This is a genomic window from Mucilaginibacter gossypii, assembly GCF_900100945.1.
Taxonomy (GTDB): Bacteria; Bacteroidota; Bacteroidia; order Sphingobacteriales; family Sphingobacteriaceae; genus Mucilaginibacter; species Mucilaginibacter gossypii.
Map to the genome: position 1 here is coordinate 184140 of NZ_FNCG01000004.1, position 18709 is coordinate 202848.

Annotated in this window: 18 protein-coding genes; 6 read left to right on the plus strand and 12 right to left on the minus strand. The window is 43.1% G+C overall.

Annotation, left to right across the window (positions count from 1 at the left end; genetic code table 11):
- Positions 1 to 63: 63 nt before the first annotated feature.
- The 5 genes from BLS28_RS09775 to BLS28_RS09790 all read right to left on the minus strand — a co-directional run bounded on the left by BLS28_RS09775 (position 64) and on the right by BLS28_RS09790 (position 1737).
- On the minus strand, positions 64 to 558 hold the full coding sequence (locus BLS28_RS09775; RefSeq protein ID WP_176844425.1) for a GNAT family N-acetyltransferase: 495 nt from the start codon (positions 556 to 558) through the stop codon (positions 64 to 66).
- 218 nt (positions 559 to 776) lie between these two features.
- A complete protein-coding gene (locus BLS28_RS30760; RefSeq protein ID WP_176844426.1) occupies positions 777 to 926 on the minus strand; it encodes a hypothetical protein in 150 nt (49 codons plus the stop codon).
- Positions 927 to 947: 21 nt separating this feature from the next.
- Entirely contained in the window at positions 948 to 1115 is a 168-nt protein-coding gene (locus BLS28_RS09780) for a Txe/YoeB family addiction module toxin (protein ID WP_091166931.1), read from the minus strand.
- Positions 1116 to 1143: 28 nt separating this feature from the next.
- On the minus strand, positions 1144 to 1350 hold the full coding sequence (locus BLS28_RS09785) for a DUF2683 family protein (RefSeq protein ID WP_091165417.1): 207 nt from the start codon (positions 1348 to 1350) through the stop codon (positions 1144 to 1146).
- A 96-nt stretch (positions 1351 to 1446) separates the two neighbouring features.
- Complete coding sequence (locus BLS28_RS09790; RefSeq protein WP_091165420.1) at positions 1447 to 1737, minus strand: 6-fold beta flower protein; 291 nt, start codon at positions 1735 to 1737, stop codon at positions 1447 to 1449.
- Between the two features lie 261 nt (positions 1738 to 1998).
- Here BLS28_RS09790 and dnaK point away from each other — a divergent pair, with 261 nt between their 5' ends.
- From dnaK to BLS28_RS09810, 4 genes are all read left to right on the plus strand, one after another.
- Positions 1999 to 3900, plus strand: coding sequence for a molecular chaperone DnaK (gene dnaK, locus BLS28_RS09795; RefSeq protein ID WP_091165423.1), 1902 nt, complete (start codon positions 1999 to 2001; stop codon positions 3898 to 3900).
- Positions 3901 to 4332: 432 nt separating this feature from the next.
- Positions 4333 to 7137, plus strand: a complete 2805-nt coding sequence (leuS, locus tag BLS28_RS09800) for a leucine--tRNA ligase (protein ID WP_091165427.1) — start codon at positions 4333 to 4335, stop codon at positions 7135 to 7137.
- 319 nt (positions 7138 to 7456) lie between these two features.
- On the plus strand, positions 7457 to 7948 hold the full coding sequence (locus BLS28_RS09805; RefSeq protein WP_143020725.1) for a hypothetical protein: 492 nt from the start codon (positions 7457 to 7459) through the stop codon (positions 7946 to 7948).
- 31 nt (positions 7949 to 7979) lie between these two features.
- Positions 7980 to 8912: a bestrophin family protein gene (locus BLS28_RS09810; protein ID WP_091165434.1), complete on the plus strand. Its 933-nt coding sequence runs from the start codon at positions 7980 to 7982 to the stop codon at positions 8910 to 8912.
- A 42-nt stretch (positions 8913 to 8954) separates the two neighbouring features.
- On the opposite strand, the gene BLS28_RS09815 is transcribed toward BLS28_RS09810, so the two are convergent.
- Positions 8955 to 9158, minus strand: a complete 204-nt coding sequence (locus BLS28_RS09815) for a DNA-directed RNA polymerase subunit alpha C-terminal domain-containing protein (protein WP_091165437.1) — start codon at positions 9156 to 9158, stop codon at positions 8955 to 8957.
- Between the two features lie 269 nt (positions 9159 to 9427).
- On the opposite strand from BLS28_RS09815, the gene BLS28_RS09825 reads away from it, so the two are divergent.
- Entirely contained in the window at positions 9428 to 10000 is a 573-nt protein-coding gene (locus tag BLS28_RS09825; protein WP_091165443.1) for an REP-associated tyrosine transposase, read from the plus strand.
- Between the two features lie 186 nt (positions 10001 to 10186).
- Here the strand turns inward: BLS28_RS09825 and BLS28_RS09830 are convergent, their stop codons facing one another.
- The 3 genes from BLS28_RS09830 to BLS28_RS09840 form a co-directional block, all read right to left on the minus strand.
- Positions 10187 to 11140 carry an acetyl-CoA carboxylase carboxyltransferase subunit alpha gene (locus BLS28_RS09830; RefSeq protein WP_090529188.1) on the minus strand — a complete coding sequence of 318 codons (954 nt, stop codon included), beginning with the start codon at positions 11138 to 11140 and terminating at the stop codon, positions 10187 to 10189.
- Between the two features lie 47 nt (positions 11141 to 11187).
- The gene (locus BLS28_RS09835) at positions 11188 to 11655 is read right to left on the minus strand and encodes a hypothetical protein (RefSeq protein ID WP_143020726.1); all 468 of its coding nucleotides are present in this window, start codon (positions 11653 to 11655) and stop codon (positions 11188 to 11190) included.
- Between the two features lie 355 nt (positions 11656 to 12010).
- On the minus strand, positions 12011 to 13765 hold the full coding sequence (locus BLS28_RS09840; RefSeq protein WP_091165451.1) for a family 43 glycosylhydrolase: 1755 nt from the start codon (positions 13763 to 13765) through the stop codon (positions 12011 to 12013).
- A gap of 186 nt (positions 13766 to 13951) precedes the next feature.
- On the opposite strand from BLS28_RS09840, the gene BLS28_RS09845 reads away from it, so the two are divergent.
- Complete coding sequence (locus BLS28_RS09845; RefSeq protein WP_218134396.1) at positions 13952 to 16036, plus strand: beta-galactosidase; 2085 nt, start codon at positions 13952 to 13954, stop codon at positions 16034 to 16036.
- Here the strand turns inward: BLS28_RS09845 and BLS28_RS09850 are convergent.
- The 3 genes from BLS28_RS09850 to BLS28_RS09865 all read right to left on the minus strand — a co-directional run bounded on the left by BLS28_RS09850 (position 16033) and on the right by BLS28_RS09865 (position 18660).
- On the minus strand, positions 16033 to 16404 hold the full coding sequence (locus BLS28_RS09850; protein ID WP_091165454.1) for a hypothetical protein: 372 nt from the start codon (positions 16402 to 16404) through the stop codon (positions 16033 to 16035). The genes BLS28_RS09845 and BLS28_RS09850 overlap by 4 nt on opposite strands.
- A gap of 204 nt (positions 16405 to 16608) precedes the next feature.
- On the minus strand, positions 16609 to 17976 hold the full coding sequence (locus tag BLS28_RS09860) for a HAMP domain-containing sensor histidine kinase (RefSeq protein ID WP_091165462.1): 1368 nt from the start codon (positions 17974 to 17976) through the stop codon (positions 16609 to 16611).
- Positions 17977 to 18660 carry a response regulator transcription factor gene (locus tag BLS28_RS09865; protein WP_091165466.1) on the minus strand — a complete coding sequence of 228 codons (684 nt, stop codon included), beginning with the start codon at positions 18658 to 18660 and terminating at the stop codon, positions 17977 to 17979. It lies immediately after the preceding gene.
- Positions 18661 to 18709: the final 49 nt, after the last annotated feature.

Below are 18709 nucleotides of genomic sequence, written 5' to 3' on the forward strand. Positions count from 1 at the left end.
GTGCCGTTTTTTTATGTAATTGACTGCCGTTTTAGGTAAAATCATGGTGATTCCCTGATCTGTTTACTCGCGGTTCAGGCTATAAGTCAATAAGCATTCAACTTCATTCATTAAAGTGAAACCGCACTTTTCCAATATCCTTCGTGATGGCAGGTTATCTGCATAGGTGCGCACTATGATAGCTTTTACAAATTCATGTGTAAATGCCCATTGCGAAAGTAATTGTAAAGCTTCTGTAGCATAACCTTTGTTATGCTGGTTGGCGTCGATCATATAACCAATCTCCGCTTCGCCGGCATCATTAGGATAACCGGCAAAGCCAATGCCGCCAATGACGGTATTGGTGCTTTTAAGAACAATCTCCCAGCCGGTATACCATTGGTATTTATCAGGAAAGGCGAGCGTATTAGGTAGCCAGAAACTATCGAAGGCATCATCAATTTCTTTGATATATAACGGATCGATCAGCATAGCTGAAGGTGTTAAGCCTAATGATAGCTCCAGCAGCTTACGGTTTTGTTTAAGCAATAATAATTGCGCGTGTGTTAACGGTATCATCTTTAACCGTTGTGATTGGATAAAATACATTTAATGTTGGAATTAAATAACAATAAAAAACCAGTTCGCTTTTTTAAAGTGAAGGTACAGCCGGTATGCTATGGCTGTTTGTTAAGCAATTCCAGGCATTAGGATAAGCCTGTTTGGTTTGTTAGGTAACAGAGGCGTTTGTTTGATTAGGGTAAATGTAAGGGATTTAGTTGAAAATCCACGGCATTTTATAAAACCGAAAAGTGCGTTAGGGATAGTAGCGGATACCGGCCATAAGCGTAAGGCCTGCAGGCGTATGAGCGGATAGCCCGGCCGCAGGCAACGCCCATATCAGTTGGCAGTTTTGAGTAGGCAGTTTGCAGTTGATGATCACACATTATAGCAGCGTAATTAAATGATTAGGCGTAATGCCCTTTTAAGGAATAAATAATAATACTATTGTCTATCACTTCGTAGATGATGCGATGCTGGTTATCAATTCGCCTTGACCATTTACCCGAATATTCATGTTTTAATGGCTCCGGTTTGCCAATACCAATAAATGGTGATTCTTTTTTAAGAAAAATCTAATATCTTCTTTAGCAGTGTCGGTTATTACAAGTTCCATATATCGGCAGGTGTTATTTGTGTAGTTCTACCGGCCTTTAAATCATCTTCACTTTGCTTCATTTTATTTACAAAATCCTTATTATAGGCTTTTTCGCCTTTTTCGGTTTTGTAATCAACTTTAAGAGCTTTCATAATTGCTTTTAATGCAGCTAACTGCTCTTTATCCTTCGGCAGTACAATCAATGTCTCCATATACAAATTTACACTTTATTAAATACAAATTTTGAAAGTGATTGTTGAATAAAAAGTTAATTGATAAAATAAAACTTTGCTATGTAAACGCTATCCTCACTCATCAATATAAAACTTGATATCATTAAAGCGGCTGCGCCCTTCGCGTACAAAGTTGCCATCGATATTGTAGAGTACATCGCCAAAGAGACTACGGCCTTTCCTGATCAGGTTATCGTCAAGGTTACAAACCACATCGCCAAACATTCCCTGACCCTTTTTTACTATTTTGCCATCTATGGTATATAATATGTCGCCAAACCGGCCCTGACCTTTTCGCACATAGCTGCCATCGATGGTGTATAGTACGGTACCGAATTTATTATTACCCTCCCTGATGTATTTCATGATTGATACCTGTGAATTAAAGTTTCAAGTTAGTCGATATACTGCCAATTAGCAAACCACGCAATAACCTTTTGTCTTTTAACTTTCGCCTTTAACCTAAAACGGTCCTGCCAACCTGTCATCACAAAGTAAGCTATTCTGCCGCCTTGTTCATGAACTGACAATTACAGGCAATTTTTACTGCCATTGGCATATTGGCACAGGCATTGATAAACAGCAATGGTAAGTAAACAATAAATCAAAAAGAAAAAACAATCATATATGTCTAAAATAATTGGAATCGACTTAGGAACAACAAACTCCTGCGTTGCTGTAATGGAAGGTAACGAGCCTGTTGTTATAGCTAACAGCGAGGGTAAACGTACTACGCCGTCTGTAGTAGCTTTTATTGATAATGGCGAACGTAAAGTTGGTGATCCTGCAAAACGTCAGGCTATTACAAACCCTACAAAAACCATTTCGTCAATTAAACGCTTTATGGGTAACCAGTTTAACGAAGTTACAAGTGAAGCGGCACGTGTACCTTATAAAGTAGTTAAAGGCGACAATAACACTCCTCGTGTTGAAATTGGCGACCGTAAATATACCCCGCAAGAAATTTCTGCAATGATCCTTCAGAAAATGAAGAAAACTGCCGAAGATTTCTTAGGTACCGAAGTAACCGAAGCGGTTATTACCGTTCCTGCTTACTTTAACGACGCTCAGCGCCAGGCAACTAAAGAAGCCGGTGAAATTGCTGGTTTAAAAGTACGCCGTATCATTAACGAACCTACTGCTGCTGCATTAGCTTACGGTTTTGATAAAGCTCATAAAGATATGAAGATTGTTGTGTTTGACTGCGGTGGCGGTACTCATGACGTATCTGTATTGGAATTGGGCGACGGTGTATTTGAAGTGAAAGCTACCGATGGTGATACTCACTTAGGTGGTGACGACTTTGATCAGGTAATTATTGACTGGTTAGCCGACGAGTTTAAAAACGACGAAGGTTTAGACCTGCGTAAAGACCCAATGGCTTTACAACGTTTAAAAGAATCGGCTGAGAAAGCTAAAATTGAGTTATCAAGCTCTGCTCAAACTGAAGTTAACCTGCCATACATTACTGCAGTTGACGGTATGCCTAAGCACTTAGTTAAAACATTAACTCGTGCTAAATTTGAGCAATTAGCTGATAGCCTGATCAAACGTACTATTGAGCCTTGTAAATCAGCTTTGAAAAATGCCGGTTTAAGCACTTCTGATATCGACGAAGTGATTTTGGTAGGTGGTTCAACCCGTATCCCTGCTATCCAGGAAGCTGTACAAAAATTCTTTGGCAAAGCTCCTTCAAAAGGTGTTAACCCTGATGAAGTTGTTGCTATCGGTGCTGCTATCCAGGGTGGTGTATTAACCGGTGAGGTTAAGGATGTGTTATTGCTTGACGTTACCCCGCTTTCATTAGGTATCGAAACAATGGGTGGTGTAATGACTAAATTAATTGAGTCAAACACTACTATCCCTACTAAAAAATCTGAAACGTTCTCAACCGCCAGCGACAGCCAGCCTTCAGTTGAGATCCACATATTACAAGGTGAGCGCCCAATGGCTGCGGGTAACCGTACTATAGGTCGTTTCCACCTGGATGGCATTCCGCCAGCACCTCGTGGCGTACCACAAATCGAAGTTACTTTCGATATTGATGCTAATGGTATCCTGCACGTATCTGCAAAAGATAAAGCTACAGGTAAAGAGCAAAAAATCCGTATCGAAGCTTCTTCAGGTTTAACTGATGCCGAGATCAAAAAGATGAAGGACGAAGCTGAGGCTAATGCTGATGCTGACAAAAAGGCAAAAGAAGAAGTTGAAAAACTGAATGCTGCCGATGCCCTGATCTTCTCGACTGAAAAACAACTGAAAGAGTACGGCGATAAGATCCCTGCTGATAAAAAAGCTCCTATCGAAGCTGGCTTAGCTAAATTGAAAGAAGCTTATTCAGCTAAAAACTTTGACGCTATCGAAGCTGCACAAACCGAGCTTAACACTGCCTGGACTGCTGCATCTGAAGATATGTACAAAGCTTCTGCCGAAGGTGCTCAAGGTCAGCCAGGTGCCGGTGATAACGGTGCAGGCGCGCAAGACAACTCTGACACCGTTACAGATGTTGATTTTGAAGAAGTGAAATAATTAATTTTGTTTCGATAATAATTAAGTCCGGTTTGGTTAATTCCAGACCGGGCTTTTTTTGTGGGGAGATATTGCCTGGTTGCAGAGTAGGAGGGACCTGCGGGGCCATAACTGATCATAATGTAAAGCAACGTAAGGCCCAGCTGCGCTACGTATTTATAGCCCCGTAAATACCTAAGAGCACTACACTAAAATCTGTAAACTTTTTTAGGACGAGACATAAAGAGCGGTTTTAACTCCGGAGATTCATCCTGTTGAAATTTTAGATTGATTAATTTGTGCCTTAACCTAAATATGCAAAAGCTCCTGATGGGACGAACACCAAAGCAAATTGTTTAAAAAGACGCCATTAACCCTCAACTAATCCATTAATAACTACTAAACTAATAGGGAAATGCTTAATTTCGCAACCTCATAAGCGTAAAACATAAAATGGACTACCAATTTAAAGAGATAGAGCAAAAGTGGCAGCAGTTTTGGGCACAAAACCAAACCTTCAAAGCCGAAGACAAAAGCAGTAAGCCCAAATATTATGTGCTGGATATGTTCCCTTATCCGTCTGGGGCCGGCCTGCACGTTGGGCACCCGCTGGGCTATATCGCTTCTGATATTTTTGCACGCTACAAACGCTTAAAAGGCTTTAACGTATTGCACCCTATGGGCTATGATAGCTTTGGTCTGCCGGCCGAGCAATACGCCATACAAACCGGGCAGCACCCTGCTATAACTACCGAAGATAATATTGCTACATATCGCCGCCAGTTGGACCAGATCGGCTTTTCGTTCGACTGGAGCCGCGAGGTGCGTACCAGCTCTCCCGATTATTATAAATGGACCCAATGGATCTTCATGCAGTTGTTTAACAGCTGGTATAATAAAGATGCCGACAAAGCCCAGTCAATTGATCAGCTGGTTGCACATTTTGAAACAAAAGGTTCTGCCGGTATTAATGCCGTTTGTGATGATGAAATTTTAAGTTTTACTGCCGATGAGTGGAAAGCGTTCAGCAACCAGCAACAGCAGGACGAACTGTTAAAATACCGCCTTACCTACCTGCGCGAAAGTACCGTAAACTGGTGCCCTGCCCTTGGTACTGTATTGGCCAATGATGAGGTAAAAGACGGCTTTAGCGAGCGTGGCGGCTACCCCGTTGAACAAAAGAAAATGACCCAATGGAGCATGCGCATTACCGCATACGCCGAAAGGTTATTGCAAGGCCTTGATACTATCGACTGGCCAGAGCCTTTGAAAGAAATGCAAAGGAACTGGATTGGTAAAAGTACTGGTGCTTCAGTTAAATTCCCGATAGATAAATCAGGTCATAACGCTGCTCTGGGTACCGATTTTATCGAAGTGTTTACCACAAGGGTTGATACTATTTTCGGTGTCACCTTCTTGGTAATTGCTCCTGAGCATGAATTAGTTTCTGCATTAACTACACCTGAGCAAAAGGCAGAAATTGAAGCTTACATTACTCAAACCAAAAAGAAATCGGAGCTTGACAGGATGGCTGATGCCAAGACTGTATCAGGCGCATTTACCGGTAGCTATGTGCTTAACCCGCTGAACGGGCAGCAAATTCCAATCTGGATTGCTGATTATGTTTTGGCCGGATACGGAACAGGCGCGGTTATGGCCGTACCATCAGGCGATCAGCGCGATTACCTTTTCGCAAAGCATTTTAATTTGCCTGTAGTGCAGATTCTCGATATTCAAAACATTGAAACAGAAGCCGATCCAACCAAGGAAGGGACTTATATTAACTCTGATTTTATTAATGGCCTGGCTTACAAAGAAGCAACTGCCGCGGTGGTTGCCAAACTGGAAGAGATCAATGCCGGTAAAGCCAAAGTTAACTTCAGGATGCGCGATGCTATTTTCGGCCGCCAACGTTACTGGGGCGAGCCGGTGCCGGTTTACTTTAAAGAGGGTTTACCTCATTTAATTAATGAAAGCCACTTGCCATTACTATTGCCCGAAATTGATAAATATCTCCCTACCGAAACCGGCGAACCGCCGTTAGGACGTGCAGAGGATTGGAAATATGAAGGTGGTTTGCCTTACGAGCTAAGCACCATGCCGGGTTGGGCTGGCTCAAGCTGGTACTGGTACCGTTATATGGATGCCAAAAACGATAAGGAGTTCGCATCGCGCGAAGCTATTGAATACTGGAAAGACGTTGATTTGTACATCGGCGGCAGTGAACATGCAACCGGTCACCTGTTGTACAGCCGTTTCTGGAACAAGTTTTTGAAAGACCTTGACCTTGTTGTTGAGGAAGAACCCTTCAAAAAATTGATCAACCAGGGCATGATCCAGGGCCGCAGTAATTTTGTTTACAGGCTGATTGACGAGGAAGGCCGCGGAACAAATACTTTGGTATCGCACGGTTTAATTAAACAATACAAAACCTCGCCATTACATGTGGATGTAAACATTGTTGAGAACGAGATCCTGAACATCGAGAAATTCAAACAATGGCGACCAGAGTTTACTGACGCAGAATTTGTATTGGAAGGCGGCAAATACATCTGCGGTGTTGAAGTTGAAAAGATGTCGAAATCCAAGTTCAATGTGGTGAACCCGGATGATATCATCAGCCGTTTCGGTGCCGATACCTTACGGATGTATGAGATGTTCTTAGGCCCGCTGGAGCAGAGCAAACCGTGGAATACCAATGGTATTGAGGGTGTTTTCAAATTCCTGCGTAAATTCTGGAGGTTATTCCATAATGATGCCTGGGAGTTTGGCGTAAACAATGCCGCTCCGTCAAAAGCTGAGTTGAAATCATTGCATAAGATCATAAAAAAGGTTGAAGAAGATATCGAGCGTTTCTCGTTCAATACTTCGGTATCCAGCTTCATGATCGCTGTTAATGAATTAACCGATTTGAAATGCAACAACCGTGCGATATTGCAGGATATGGTGATCATCCTGTCGCCTTATGCGCCGCACATTTGCGAGGAGCTTTGGTCGTTATTGGGTAATGCTGATGGTACTTTATCATATGCACCATTCCCTAAATTTAATGCCGAGTATTTGGTTGAAGATGAGTTTGCTTACCCAATCTCAATCAACGGTAAAATGAAAATGAACCTAAGCATCTCGTTAAGCCTTGATGTTAAAGAAATAGAAGCCTTTGTTTTGGCTAATGCCGATGTACAAAAATACCTGGATGGTAAAACCCCTAAAAAACTGATTGTAGTAAAAGGCAGGATTGTGAATATGGTGGTTTAAACCCTCTCCACCCCTTAAGGGGGTACTTTTAGAAATCCCAACCCTGGTTTTGGAACGCAAGGCCAGGGCTTTTTTATTGCCTGAAATAAAGATGTCAAATCCGAAACACTTCGAAAGGCGGAAACGGGCGATGAAGGGGTAAGAAAAGTTATCCGCCTTGTATAGCCTCTCTATCGCCCCAACGTACAAACATCCCGTGCTCCATCGATGACATCCTGAAAATTCTAATCACATTCTAATTTCTTTCTTAAACCGTTTTAATGCCTGGTACCGACTATTGTATCAACAAACAGTAGTAAACACAAAAAAAGGTATCATCATGAAAACATTAAACATTATCATCCCGTCTGATTTCACCTTATCATCATTAAACATTATACCTGTTTTAGCAGAGCGCTATCCGGATCAAAAGCTCAACATATCGTTCGTTCATTTCCTGCAATTGTCCGACTCTATATCCGATCTGTTATTATTATCCCGCAGGAGCAGGGAATACCAGCTCATCAGCGATGAATTTTACGCCGGTTGCACTATGCTGAAGAATGACTATGCAGACCAGATAGAAAACATCATCCCCGACTTTTTTTATGGCAACACAGTGGCTGTATTTAAAAACTATCTGGAAGAAAAAGAGGCAGGCCTGATTGCCATGCCCGAAAGTCACAACTATGCAAGGTTAACACCAAACAGTTTTGACCCTACCATACTGATGCAACGGAGCGGGTATAAAATAATTACCCTTAAAGCTAAAGTTAAACAGCCTTTAACCATCGTCAATGCCGAAGCAGAGCATGAGCTGCTGGAGGTTTAATATTTACTAAAATCATTTAAAACAACTATCTATGTTACTAAAAGAAAATATCCCGGTAAAATATGTGGTGGGCAAAATAAAGCATGAATTGTTACTGGTTGCCGTGTATGCTGTAGCTATAGCTTTATTCCATCGCTTTTTGCCTGAGTACCGCATTTCAATCCCAATTGCTGTGCCAGCCATATTGGCTACAATCATATCCTTGTTGCTGGCATTTCGCTCAAACCAGGCCTACGATCGATGGTGGGAAGCCCGGAGCATTTGGGGAGCTATAGTGAACGATTCAAGATCGCTGGTTCGCGAGTTGATCACGTTTTTAGATGGCGATAACGCCGTATGTGAAGAAATAGAAGGTTTCAAAAAACGATTTGTTTACAGGCAGATAGCATGGTGCCATGGCTTAAGCCAATCATTACGTAAGCAAGATCCCTATGCTAAAAACGCCCACCTGCTGGTTGACGAAGAGGTGAAATTCACTCATCGTTTTACAAACATGCCCAACAGCTTGTTAAAACTGCACGGGCTTGACCTAAAACTGGCTTATAAAAATGGGTGGCTTAATGATTACCAGCAAGTGCAGATAGATGGCACGCTTAACCGCCTGTGCGATGCTATGGGCAAATGCGAGCGGATCAAGAACACGGTATTCCCGGTTACATACAGCTTATACATCCATTTTTGCCTGTACCTGTTTATCATATTGCTGCCATTTGGCCTCATCGAATTCTTCGGCATGTTTGAAGTACCGCTGATCATAGCTATAGCAGCAGCATTTTTACTGGTAGAGAAAATGGCCATCCACCTGCAGGACCCATTTGAGAACAAACCAACAGACACCCCAACAACTGCCATATCGCAAACTATTGAACGCGACTTAAAGCAGATGCTTAACGATAAACATGAGAGTGAAAAGGCGCCGGTGCAAACTGCCGCCGCTAAAGCAAACGTATATTATATACTGTAAGCTTTATACCCCTGTGCGGGAAGGCACAGGGGTTCACTTATTTTATTCCCTAAAGCCTAAACCTTTTTCTTTCATCTTCTCCTTCACTATCGGCACCGAACTTTTGCCTACACCGTGAAAATGCAAAAACTCTTTCTCGGTAAGTTTTGATAATTCAAGCAATGACGTGATACCGGCATTAGCCAGCGCTCGCCGTGCAGGATTACCCAGTTTACCAAAAGGACTATTTGATTCTTCAGTCTTCATAATGAATGCTTTAATTGATGATCAAATTTAACATCAAACTACCTTTTGCGTGCGGGGCATTTGCGACTATTGAGGGGGTGGGATTCTTGAGCTTATTCCTTGCGCTCGTTTGCAACTTTATAAAACAGAGAAAACATGTCATTGCGAGCGCAGCGCGGCAATCGCAGGGAAGCATAGCCGCACTCCTTGCGCTCGTTTGTAACGAGCGCTTAATATGGTTTTGCGATTGTATCGCACGATCACTAATTTAGTCTAAACCATTATTCACAATGTCAGATCAATACAGAGTAAGAAACCCAGAAGAAATACATTTCGTTACTTTTACTATTGTGGACTGGATTGATGTTTTTATCAGGCCATCCTACAAGCAATTTATTATCGATTCTCTTATTTACTGTCAAAAAAATAAAAGTTTAGAGATATACGCTTTCTGCCTGATGACAAACCACCTCCATCTATTGGTGTCGGCAAAGCATCCTGTAAGATTACCCGATATTATTCGGGATTTTAAAAAACATACCAACAAACAAATCATTAAACTAATAAAAGAAGAGAATGAAAGCCGGAGGGATTGGATGTTATATCGCTTTCAATATAATGCAAGGTTTGATGATCGAATACAAAATTATAAAGTTTGGCAGGATGGCTATCATTCAATTGAGTGCGACCGGGAAGACATACTTTTTCAGAAGTTGGATTATATTCACGACAATCCTGTACGGGCAGAAATAGTAAGCTATCCTGAACATTACATATATAGTTCGGCAGTGAACTATGCAGGAGAGCAGGGTTTGTTAGAAGTAACATTGTTGGAGAGAGGCTTTATGTCTATAAAATTTTAGTTTGCTTACGTTATAAACGTAAGCCCATATTAAGCGCTCGTTGCAAACGAGCGCAAGAAGTAGCACAAGATGGTGTAGTAACAAAACAAAAAGAGCCACCTCTACGGTAGCTCTTTTATTTCTTGTTTCTTGCGCTCGTTTATAACGAGCGCTTAATATGGTTTAGCGATTGCATCGCGATACTTTCTATTCATTAACCACACCCATTGAGCAGAATTTATCAATACGCTCGGCCACAAGCTCATCAATATTGCGCTCTTTAAGGGTTTTCAAGTCTTTTAATAATTGTTTTTTCAGAATACCGGCCATAGCAACCGGGTCTTGATGGGCACCGCCAAGGGGTTCTTTGATCACCCCGTCAATCAGCTTGTTCTTAAACATTTCTGTCGAGGTTAGTTTAAGTACTTCGGCAGCACGCTCTTTATTTTCCCAGGTTTTCCAGAGAATGGTTGAGCAGTTTTCGGGAGAGATCACTGAATACCATGAGTTGTCCAGCATCAGTACCCTATCGCCAATACCAATACCCAATGCGCCGCCCGATGCACCTTCGCCAATAATAACACAGATCACCGGCACTTTCAGCACTGCCATTTCGAGCAGGTTACGGGCAATGGCTTCACCTTGTCCGCGCTCTTCGGCCTCTAAACCCGGATAAGCTCCCGGAGTATCAATTAAAGTAACAACGGGCTTGTTGAATTTTTCGGCCATTTTCATTAGCCTTAAGGCTTTACGATAACCTTCCGGATTAGCCATACCGAAGTTACGGTACTGGCGCTCTTTAGTGTTACGGCCCTTTTGATGGCCGATAAACATTACTGTTTGGCCATTCAGCGTACCAAAACCACCAATTATTGCTTTATCATCACCTACGGTACGGTCGCCATGCAGTTCAATAAAATCATCACACATCAGCTCAATGTACTGCAAGGTGTAAGGCCTTTCGGGATGACGCGAAATTTGTACTTTTTGCCAGCCTGTGAGGTTGCTGTATATATCTTTTTTGGCTTCTTCCAGCTTTCCTTCCAGCTCGGCAACAGTTGCCGACATGTCGAGTTTGTTTTTTTCCTCAACCTGCTTTACCTTCTCTATTTGCTGCTGTAACTCAGCCAGTGGTTTTTCAAAATCAAACGTAATCTTCATACACTTTATTTGGAGGCGCTAAATTAAGCAAATCAAACGGGATATTTTCAATTATGAGCAGTGAGTGTTTCCAACTTCGTGATTTGCTGAGGGGCCAATGCATTGCCGGTGCTTAAACAGGCCTGCAAAATGGCATTCCTGAGCTCTCCGTAATACAAACCCGAGCGGTTGGCGTAAAAGATAACGCTGCCATTATCCGTCCCTTTTCTCATCAGTTTATCAAGTGTGGTTTCGTTGGTAACTATAAAATTGCCCATTTCTACCCGTTTGCGGTGCAGTTCGGCAGCAATGGCCGTAATTTTGGTCAGCTGAACAGGGCTCAGGCTTAGTTCTTTTTTAAACTTCAGCGCTGCATCGGGCATGGGATAATGATTAAGCCGGGCAACCTGTTCAATATCGTCAAACAAATACTCACCGGTAATCAGTTGGGTAAACTTTTTGTTGCTCAGGGTTTTTATGGGCGATTTTTTCAGCGTACTATCGGCTTGCTGGGCTTTGGCAGCAATGCTGAACATTAAGGTTATAAGGAGGGTGAGGATGGTTTTTAGCATAAGGGGGATTCAGTATCTTATGTTTAAATAAAATATTCATTGCCGTTGGTTTTAACCAACGGTAAAAGAGCTAAAAGTTCCTGGCTTTAGCCAAACTATGTAAGCGGATTTGGGCTGAAGCCCCTTTTCTGCTACCTATTACTATTACCCCGTTGGTTAAAACCAACGGCAATGAACTGTCTACCTGCAAACTGTATTTATCAAATTTAAAAATATTTTATGTAGAGGCACATAATTAAGTCTCCAGTAAGATAAAACGCATTGAATGAGTGTACGGGAGACGCAATTATGCGTACCTACATTAAAAGGAATATTAACACTACTCTACCTTTACAACTTTTGTCCGCGCCGAAATTCCGTTTTCATTAAACGCTTCTATTTGAAAATAGTATGGCAGGCTTTTATCCATCCCATTAAAATAGTATTCGTTACGGCCGTAAACAATCATGTTGTTGTACAATTTATCGGGTGCTATGCCGAAGTAAATGGTGTAGCCGGTGGCATTATCGTTTGGCTTCCATTTAAGCCAGGCATTGCGGCGTTCGCTGTCGCCACGCAGTATAATCAGGTTTTGAACGGTATCGGGTTTTGCACCTGCACCTTTACCAAACACCCTTAATCCAGATATTGCAAATTTGCCTGTAGGCATGTGCAGATTAACCATTTTTATGTAACGCGCTTTGACAGGGTTTTTAAGCTCGATATAATCGTGCGGCACATCTTTACGGTTTTTGCTTTTGTCGATAAGGGGCTGCCATGTTTTGCCGTTAACTGACGAATAAACGATATATTGGTGATACACACCTAATGATTTGCCCGTAAACATGGCATCCTGATCGGCATAGTTAATTTGGATGGCATTTACAGTGCTGATCCCGCCGAGATCAGTTTTAAGCCATTCGCCTTTATTGGCTGTTTTGGCGCTCCAATAAGTTTTAATGTCTTCATCAACAGCATTATTGGCAGTATAAGCGCCCAGGGTTGATGAAACCTCTACAGGTTTATTATAATTAAGGATCATCCAGCCGGTAAAATTACTTTTCAGATGGTCTTCGGGGCCGCTGGATAAATAGTGCGGATAATCGCCATAAGCGGTATTGCTGTACAGTACGCCATCCTTATCAAACCCGGCAGGCCAGAAGCCAATGCGGCGTTCAAAGTTGTTTTTCACCGAGATGCCCATCGTGCTGATATGCCAGTAATTGCCATATTTATCGGCCCAGGTAGCGCCATGCCCTGCACCTTTGGCAAAGCCTCCGGGCTTGTATGAAAAAGGGTTATGCTTTTGATAGGTGAAAGGCCCCAGCGGATGATCGCCCACAAAAACACCGTCGCCATAGCCACTTTGCTCGGTACCTGGTGCGCCAAACTGCAAATAGTATTTGCCTTTATACTTGTTCATCCACGAGCCTTCTATAAATGGCAGCAGAAACACATTATCGTTATGCTCGCCAAAACGTTCCCAGCCATGCTCTTCGGGATTAAGCTTAACCATTTCTTTTTTAGGTCCGATGGGTTCAAAGGTATGCCTCTCAATCTCCTGCCCGTAAAGCGGCAGTGTATTGCTGGAACCATGGTAAATATAAACCCGGCCGTCATCGTCAGCAAACATACCCGGGTCCCAGGCGCCAACTTTAAAATAGTCTTTAGCGGCTTTCCAATCATCATGCGTTGGGTTGGTGCTCATCCACAGGGTAAAATCCTTATTATAGGTCGATCCGATCACCAGCAGGGTATCGCCCAAAACCAGCGTGGCAGGAGCACAAAGTTCGTCTCCCTTTACTTCGTTATATGGGCGAACAAATTTGCGGTAAACAAAATTCCAGTTCAGCATGTCATCGCTCCACCAGTATCCGAATTGGTTGGTGGAGAACAAATAATACTTACCTTTAAACAACGTCATGGTCGGGTCGGCTGTGGCGCGGTGTTTACCCCAGCTCGCAAATGTTTCGAAGGGGGTGTAACCATAATCGAGGTTAAGCGGGTTACAGTAGGTAAGGCGTCTTTGTTGCGCATGGGCGCTCATTGCGCAGCAACATATCAGGATGAGCAGATAACGGGTAACTGTTTTCATAAGGAAATACTAACAGGTTATAATGGTATTACAAGGTGGGGCTAATATCAGTTTTTAAATGGCAATAAAAGTTTTGTGTACTACTACATCTGTTTCACATCATAAAATATTTTGTTATTGTGTGTTAAAAACACAATTAATTCGTACTTTCATCAGCACAAGCCAGTTGTCCTAAATATCGCTTTTATGAACAAGAAATTCCTGCTGCTCTTCGTGATGCAATTACTTTTTATTGCATCTGCTTTCGCGCAATATCCTAAAATGGATAAGCTGCTTTACGGCGTAGCTTATTATGACGAGTACATGCCTTATGAAAGGCTGGATAAGGACGTGCAAATGATGAAAGCCTGCGGCATTAACGTGGTGCGCATTGCCGAATCGACCTGGAGCACGGAAGAACCACAGGATGGAGTTTTCGATTTTACTCATATTGACAGGGTATTGAACGCTATGCAAAAAGCGGGGATCCATGTTATTATAGGCACGCCCACCTATGCTGTGCCTACCTGGATGGTAAAAAAACATCCCGAGATATTGGCTATTACCCCATCGGGCCAAAACCAGTACGGGCCACGGCAAAACATGGATATCACTAATAAAGATTACCGTTTTTATGCCGAGCGTGTGATCCGTAAAATAATGGAGCATGTGAAAGATAACAAGGCCGTAATCGGTTACCAGGTAGATAACGAAACCAAATCGTACGGTACGGCGGGGCCAAACGTGCAGGCCCTTTTTGTTAACTACATGAAGGCTAAATATAAAACACTTGATAACATCAACCACATTTTCGGGCTCGATTACTGGAGCAACCGGATCAACAACTGGGACGACTTTCCGTCGATGGTTAATACCATTAATGGTAGCCTTTCATCAGAGTTTGCCAAATTTCAGCGGCAGCTGGTTACTGATTATTTAGCATGGCAGGCAGCTATAGTGCGCGAATACAAACGTCCCGATCAGTTCATCACCCAAAACTTCGACCTGGAATGGCACGGCTATTCATTCGGTATCCAACCCGATGTTGATCACTTTGCAGCAGCCAAAGCTTTAGACATTGCAGGTATCGACATTTATCACCCCAGCCAGGACAGGCTTACAGGTGTGGAGATCTCCTTTGGGGGCGATGTAGCCCGTTCCATGAAAGGCGGCAAAAACTACCTTACCATCGAAACAGAGGCGCAGGGCTTTCCGCAATGGGTACCGTATCCGGGGCAGCTGAGGCTGCAGGCCTTTAGTCATTTAGCGTCGGGGGCAAATATGGTGAGCTACTGGCCATGGCACTCTATCCATAACTCGGCCGAAACTTATTGGAAAGGTTTGCTGAGTCATGATTTTGAACCCAACCCGGTTTATGACGAGGCTAAAACCATCGGCAAAGATTTCGACAGGCTAAGCAGCAAGCTCATTAACCTGAAAAAGAAAAACGACGTAGCCATCCTGTTCAGCAACGAAGCCCTTACCGGCTTTAAAGCTTTTGGCTTTGGCTGGGGCGTGCGTACTGGCTATAATGATGTATTGCGCCAGTTTTACGATGGACTGTACCATATGAACGTAGGCTGTGATTTTGTTGACCCGACAAGTAAAAATATTGAAGATTATAAACTGCTGATAGTTCCCCTGCTATACGCGGCGCCGGATAGTTTGTTAAAGCGCTTAAACACTTATGTTAAAAACGGCGGGCACATCATTTATACCTTCAAAAGCGGTTTCGCCGACGAAAATGTGAAAGTACGCACCACCCATCAGCCGGGAATTATTGAAGAAGCCTGCGGAATTTACTACAGCCAGTTTACCGAACCCAGCAATGTATCATTAAAAGCCGATGACTGGAACCTGAAACCCGAAGATAAAAAGCTGAATACCTGGATGGAGCTCATTACCCCTACAACCGCTAAAGTATTAGCTTACTATGATCACCCGGTTTGGGGCAAGTACGCCGCCATTACCGAAAACACTTACGGCAAGGGCCTGGCAACATATATAGGCAGCTTAACCACCAGCGCCGTTACCGACAAATTATTGGCCGATGCCGTAAAAAAAGTTGGCCTCTGGGGTGCCGATCAGCAGATAGCCTGGCCTGTTATCACCAAACAAGGTGTAAACCAGGGCGGCAAAACGGTTCATTATTATTTTAATTATTCGGCAAAAGAAACCAATCTGACTTATCCGTATAATAATGGCAAAGAGTTGTTATCAGGCGATAATGTCAGTAAAAACAGCAATTTAAAACTGGAGCCATGGGCGGTTAAGATCATTGAGGTTAATTAATTATGATTGGTCTTCTTGGTTCTCCGTAGAAGGATGAGCGCTATAAGACCGATAAAGCTGAATACCCCAAGGATCCAATACCCGCTTATCTGCGATGGGTTTACCGCTTTCTGATCGGTGCTTTGTTTTACACCGGCATCGCCGCTGGGCACGCTGGCTTTATCACTGTCCTGCAAAGTACCTGTTCCGGTACCGGATACTGTAGCCGCGCCCGGTGCACCCTGGCTCGACCCGTTCCCGGCGCCCGCCCCATTGGCCTTGGTAGTTGATGATGAAGTATCTTTGGATGATTGTGCCGGCAAAGGCGCTGTAGCGCCCAATGTTAATCCCAGTAACATGATGGCCAGTTTTATTTTAAAAGCTTTCATGGTGTTTAGTTTTGATAAAGGTTGATTAAAACAATAGCTGTGCCAGTGATGGATTAATGCTAATAAAATACAATGTTGAAATAAATGATAAACAAACGGTTGAGAGCTGGCGGGAAAAAGAAATCTCCTACACCATGCTTAATTCGCTTTGCAAAGCATATAAAACACACAATATCCTCACGGGTTCGTTCGTGGCAAAACGTATTATTGGGTATTATAAACCGGCAGCATTACCCTGATCTCGGTACCTTCGCCCTCTTTAGAAACGATACCGATATTGCCCTTATGCAGCCTTACAATGTTTAGTGCAAGAGGGAGGCCTACGCCGTGCCCCTCATATTTGCCGGTATTTGAAGCGCGGAAGAATGGCTCAAATATATGTTGGACATCACTTTCCGGAATACCTATCCCCTGGTCCTTTACACTAAAAATGACGCTGTGATTTTCGGCATATACTTTAAGAATTACCGGCTTGTTTTCGGAATATTTACAGGCGTTAAGGCCAATATTACTTATGGCCAGTTGGAGCAGGTTGATGTTGCCCTGTGTAACCAGGCTATCCACATCATCGGGTAGTGATGAAAAATCAATGCTGAGGTTATTTGTCGGGATAATATGATCAACAGCTTCTTTAACCATAAACGCCAGCTCATCGGCTCTAATTTGTTCCCAGTTTTGTTTTTTACCGTCGAACCCGCTTTGTGCCAGTCCCAATAAACTGGTAATAATATCCTGCAGGCTTTGTGTGCCGGTTAGGATCTCTTTGAGGTTTTTATGCAGATCGGCCCCCGGTTGATCCAGATTTTTGAGGGAAAGTTCGGCTTCGCCTTTAATGATGGCCAGGGGGGTGCGTAACTCGTGCGACGCGTTGCTGATAAAATTGTTCTGGGTTTCAAAGGCTGTTTCCAGCCTGTCGAGCATGTTGTTGAAAGTTTGGGTAAGCTCGGCTATTTCGTCTTTCCCGTTGTAATCCTCCAAACGCAAATGCAGGTTGCTGGCGGTAATGGTATTTACCTTTTTTATGATGCTGCGTACCGGCTTAAAGGTATGGTATGAAAACCGGCGACCAATAATATACACAATCAATATCGAGATCAGGAAACTGACTATCAGCACCTGCTCAAGATCATTAAGTTCACTAAGGCCCGATGGATTGGTTGCCGAAACCACAATGATAGCATCCCCCTCGGGAAAGTGGAAGATATTGCCGGCGTAAAATACATTATCGGCTTTAAATCTTGATTTTCCGTTGGCGATGATGTTATTTATTAGTTGGCGCGGAACGCCTTTCACCGTTTTGCCTTTTGTGTAAATATCAGGTTTAATGATGTATTGCTTTTCGGCTATGAGGCGTTCCAGATAGCGCTGGCGTATTTCCCGGTACACGCCAAGGCTGTCGCGATCATTCAGGTGATGGATTTGGGAGGAGATGTTTACACGGGTCTCAAGCCGTTTATAAAAATCATCGAAGGTAAACTGGTGTACAAAATAGAAAATAGCGCTACTGAATATCAATATTACCGACACTGTTAGCACCAGGAACAGTAGCGCTACTTTTTTCTGGATGCTCATTTAAGCCGCGTTATTTTTTAAAATATAACCCATGCCAATAACTGTATGGATCAATTTGTTGTTAAAATCTTTATCCACCTTTTTGCGCAGGTAGTTAATGTATACATCAACCACGTTGGTGCCCATATTAAAATCAATGTTCCAAACGTGCTCTAATATCTCAATGCGACTGAGCATGTGGTTTTTATTTTTAGCCAGAAACTCCAGCAGGCGATATTCTGTAGCTGTCAGGTCGATGGTTTTATCACCGCGTTTAACTGATTTTTCGTCGCCGTTAATTACGAGGTCGGCAATTTGGATTAGGTTTGGTGGCTGTACAAGATTGGTATTGCGGCGGGCCAGGGTGCGGATGCGGGCATTGAGTTCGGCAAGGCTAAAGGGTTTAACCATGTAATCATCAGCACCGCTGTCGAGACCTACAACTACGTTTTCGGTAGTACCGAGTGCGGTAAGCATTAATATGGCGGCATTCTGGTTGGCCTGCCGTAAGCGGCGACAAACCTCAATGCCATTAATACCGGGTAGCATGATGTCAAGAATGATCAATTGAAAATCCATTTTCATAGCCATATCCAACCCGGTTGTACCATCAAGGGCAACGCTTATTTCGTGGCCTTCGGCGGTAAGGTCGCGCTGGATAATGGATACCAGTTTGGGTTCATCTTCTATGAGCAGGATCTTCATTGTGGCAAATATATATTACGCTTAGTATAAACAATAAATAACCATGATG

What these genes read in the sequence shown, in the direction of transcription:
- BLS28_RS30760 (WP_176844426.1), bottom strand. Translation starts at nt 926, where the DNA reads ATGTGTGATCATCAACTGCAAACTGCCTACTCAAAACTGCCAACTGAT.
- BLS28_RS09865 (WP_091165466.1), bottom strand. Translation starts at nt 18,660, where the DNA reads ATGAAGATCCTGCTCATAGAAGATGAACCCAAACTGGTATCCATTATC.
- BLS28_RS09830 (WP_090529188.1), bottom strand. Translation starts at nt 11,140, where the DNA reads ATGAAGATTACGTTTGATTTTGAAAAACCACTGGCTGAGTTACAGCAG.
- BLS28_RS09860 (WP_091165462.1), bottom strand. Translation starts at nt 17,976, where the DNA reads ATGAGCATCCAGAAAAAAGTAGCGCTACTGTTCCTGGTGCTAACAGTG.
- BLS28_RS09840 (WP_091165451.1), bottom strand. Translation starts at nt 13,765, where the DNA reads ATGAAAACAGTTACCCGTTATCTGCTCATCCTGATATGTTGCTGCGCA.
- BLS28_RS09790 (WP_091165420.1), bottom strand. Translation starts at nt 1,737, where the DNA reads ATGAAATACATCAGGGAGGGTAATAATAAATTCGGTACCGTACTATAC.
- BLS28_RS09850 (WP_091165454.1), bottom strand. Translation starts at nt 16,404, where the DNA reads ATGAAAGCTTTTAAAATAAAACTGGCCATCATGTTACTGGGATTAACA.
- leuS (WP_091165427.1), top strand. Translation starts at nt 4,333, where the DNA reads ATGGACTACCAATTTAAAGAGATAGAGCAAAAGTGGCAGCAGTTTTGG.
- BLS28_RS09810 (WP_091165434.1), top strand. Translation starts at nt 7,980, where the DNA reads ATGTTACTAAAAGAAAATATCCCGGTAAAATATGTGGTGGGCAAAATA.
- BLS28_RS09845 (WP_218134396.1), top strand. Translation starts at nt 13,952, where the DNA reads ATGAACAAGAAATTCCTGCTGCTCTTCGTGATGCAATTACTTTTTATT.
- BLS28_RS09775 (WP_176844425.1), bottom strand. Translation starts at nt 558, where the DNA reads ATGATACCGTTAACACACGCGCAATTATTATTGCTTAAACAAAACCGT.
- BLS28_RS09825 (WP_091165443.1), top strand. Translation starts at nt 9,428, where the DNA reads ATGTCAGATCAATACAGAGTAAGAAACCCAGAAGAAATACATTTCGTT.
- BLS28_RS09805 (WP_143020725.1), top strand. Translation starts at nt 7,457, where the DNA reads ATGAAAACATTAAACATTATCATCCCGTCTGATTTCACCTTATCATCA.
- dnaK (WP_091165423.1), top strand. Translation starts at nt 1,999, where the DNA reads ATGTCTAAAATAATTGGAATCGACTTAGGAACAACAAACTCCTGCGTT.
- BLS28_RS09815 (WP_091165437.1), bottom strand. Translation starts at nt 9,158, where the DNA reads ATGAAGACTGAAGAATCAAATAGTCCTTTTGGTAAACTGGGTAATCCT.
- BLS28_RS09835 (WP_143020726.1), bottom strand. Translation starts at nt 11,655, where the DNA reads ATGTTCAGCATTGCTGCCAAAGCCCAGCAAGCCGATAGTACGCTGAAA.
- BLS28_RS09785 (WP_091165417.1), bottom strand. Translation starts at nt 1,350, where the DNA reads ATGGAGACATTGATTGTACTGCCGAAGGATAAAGAGCAGTTAGCTGCA.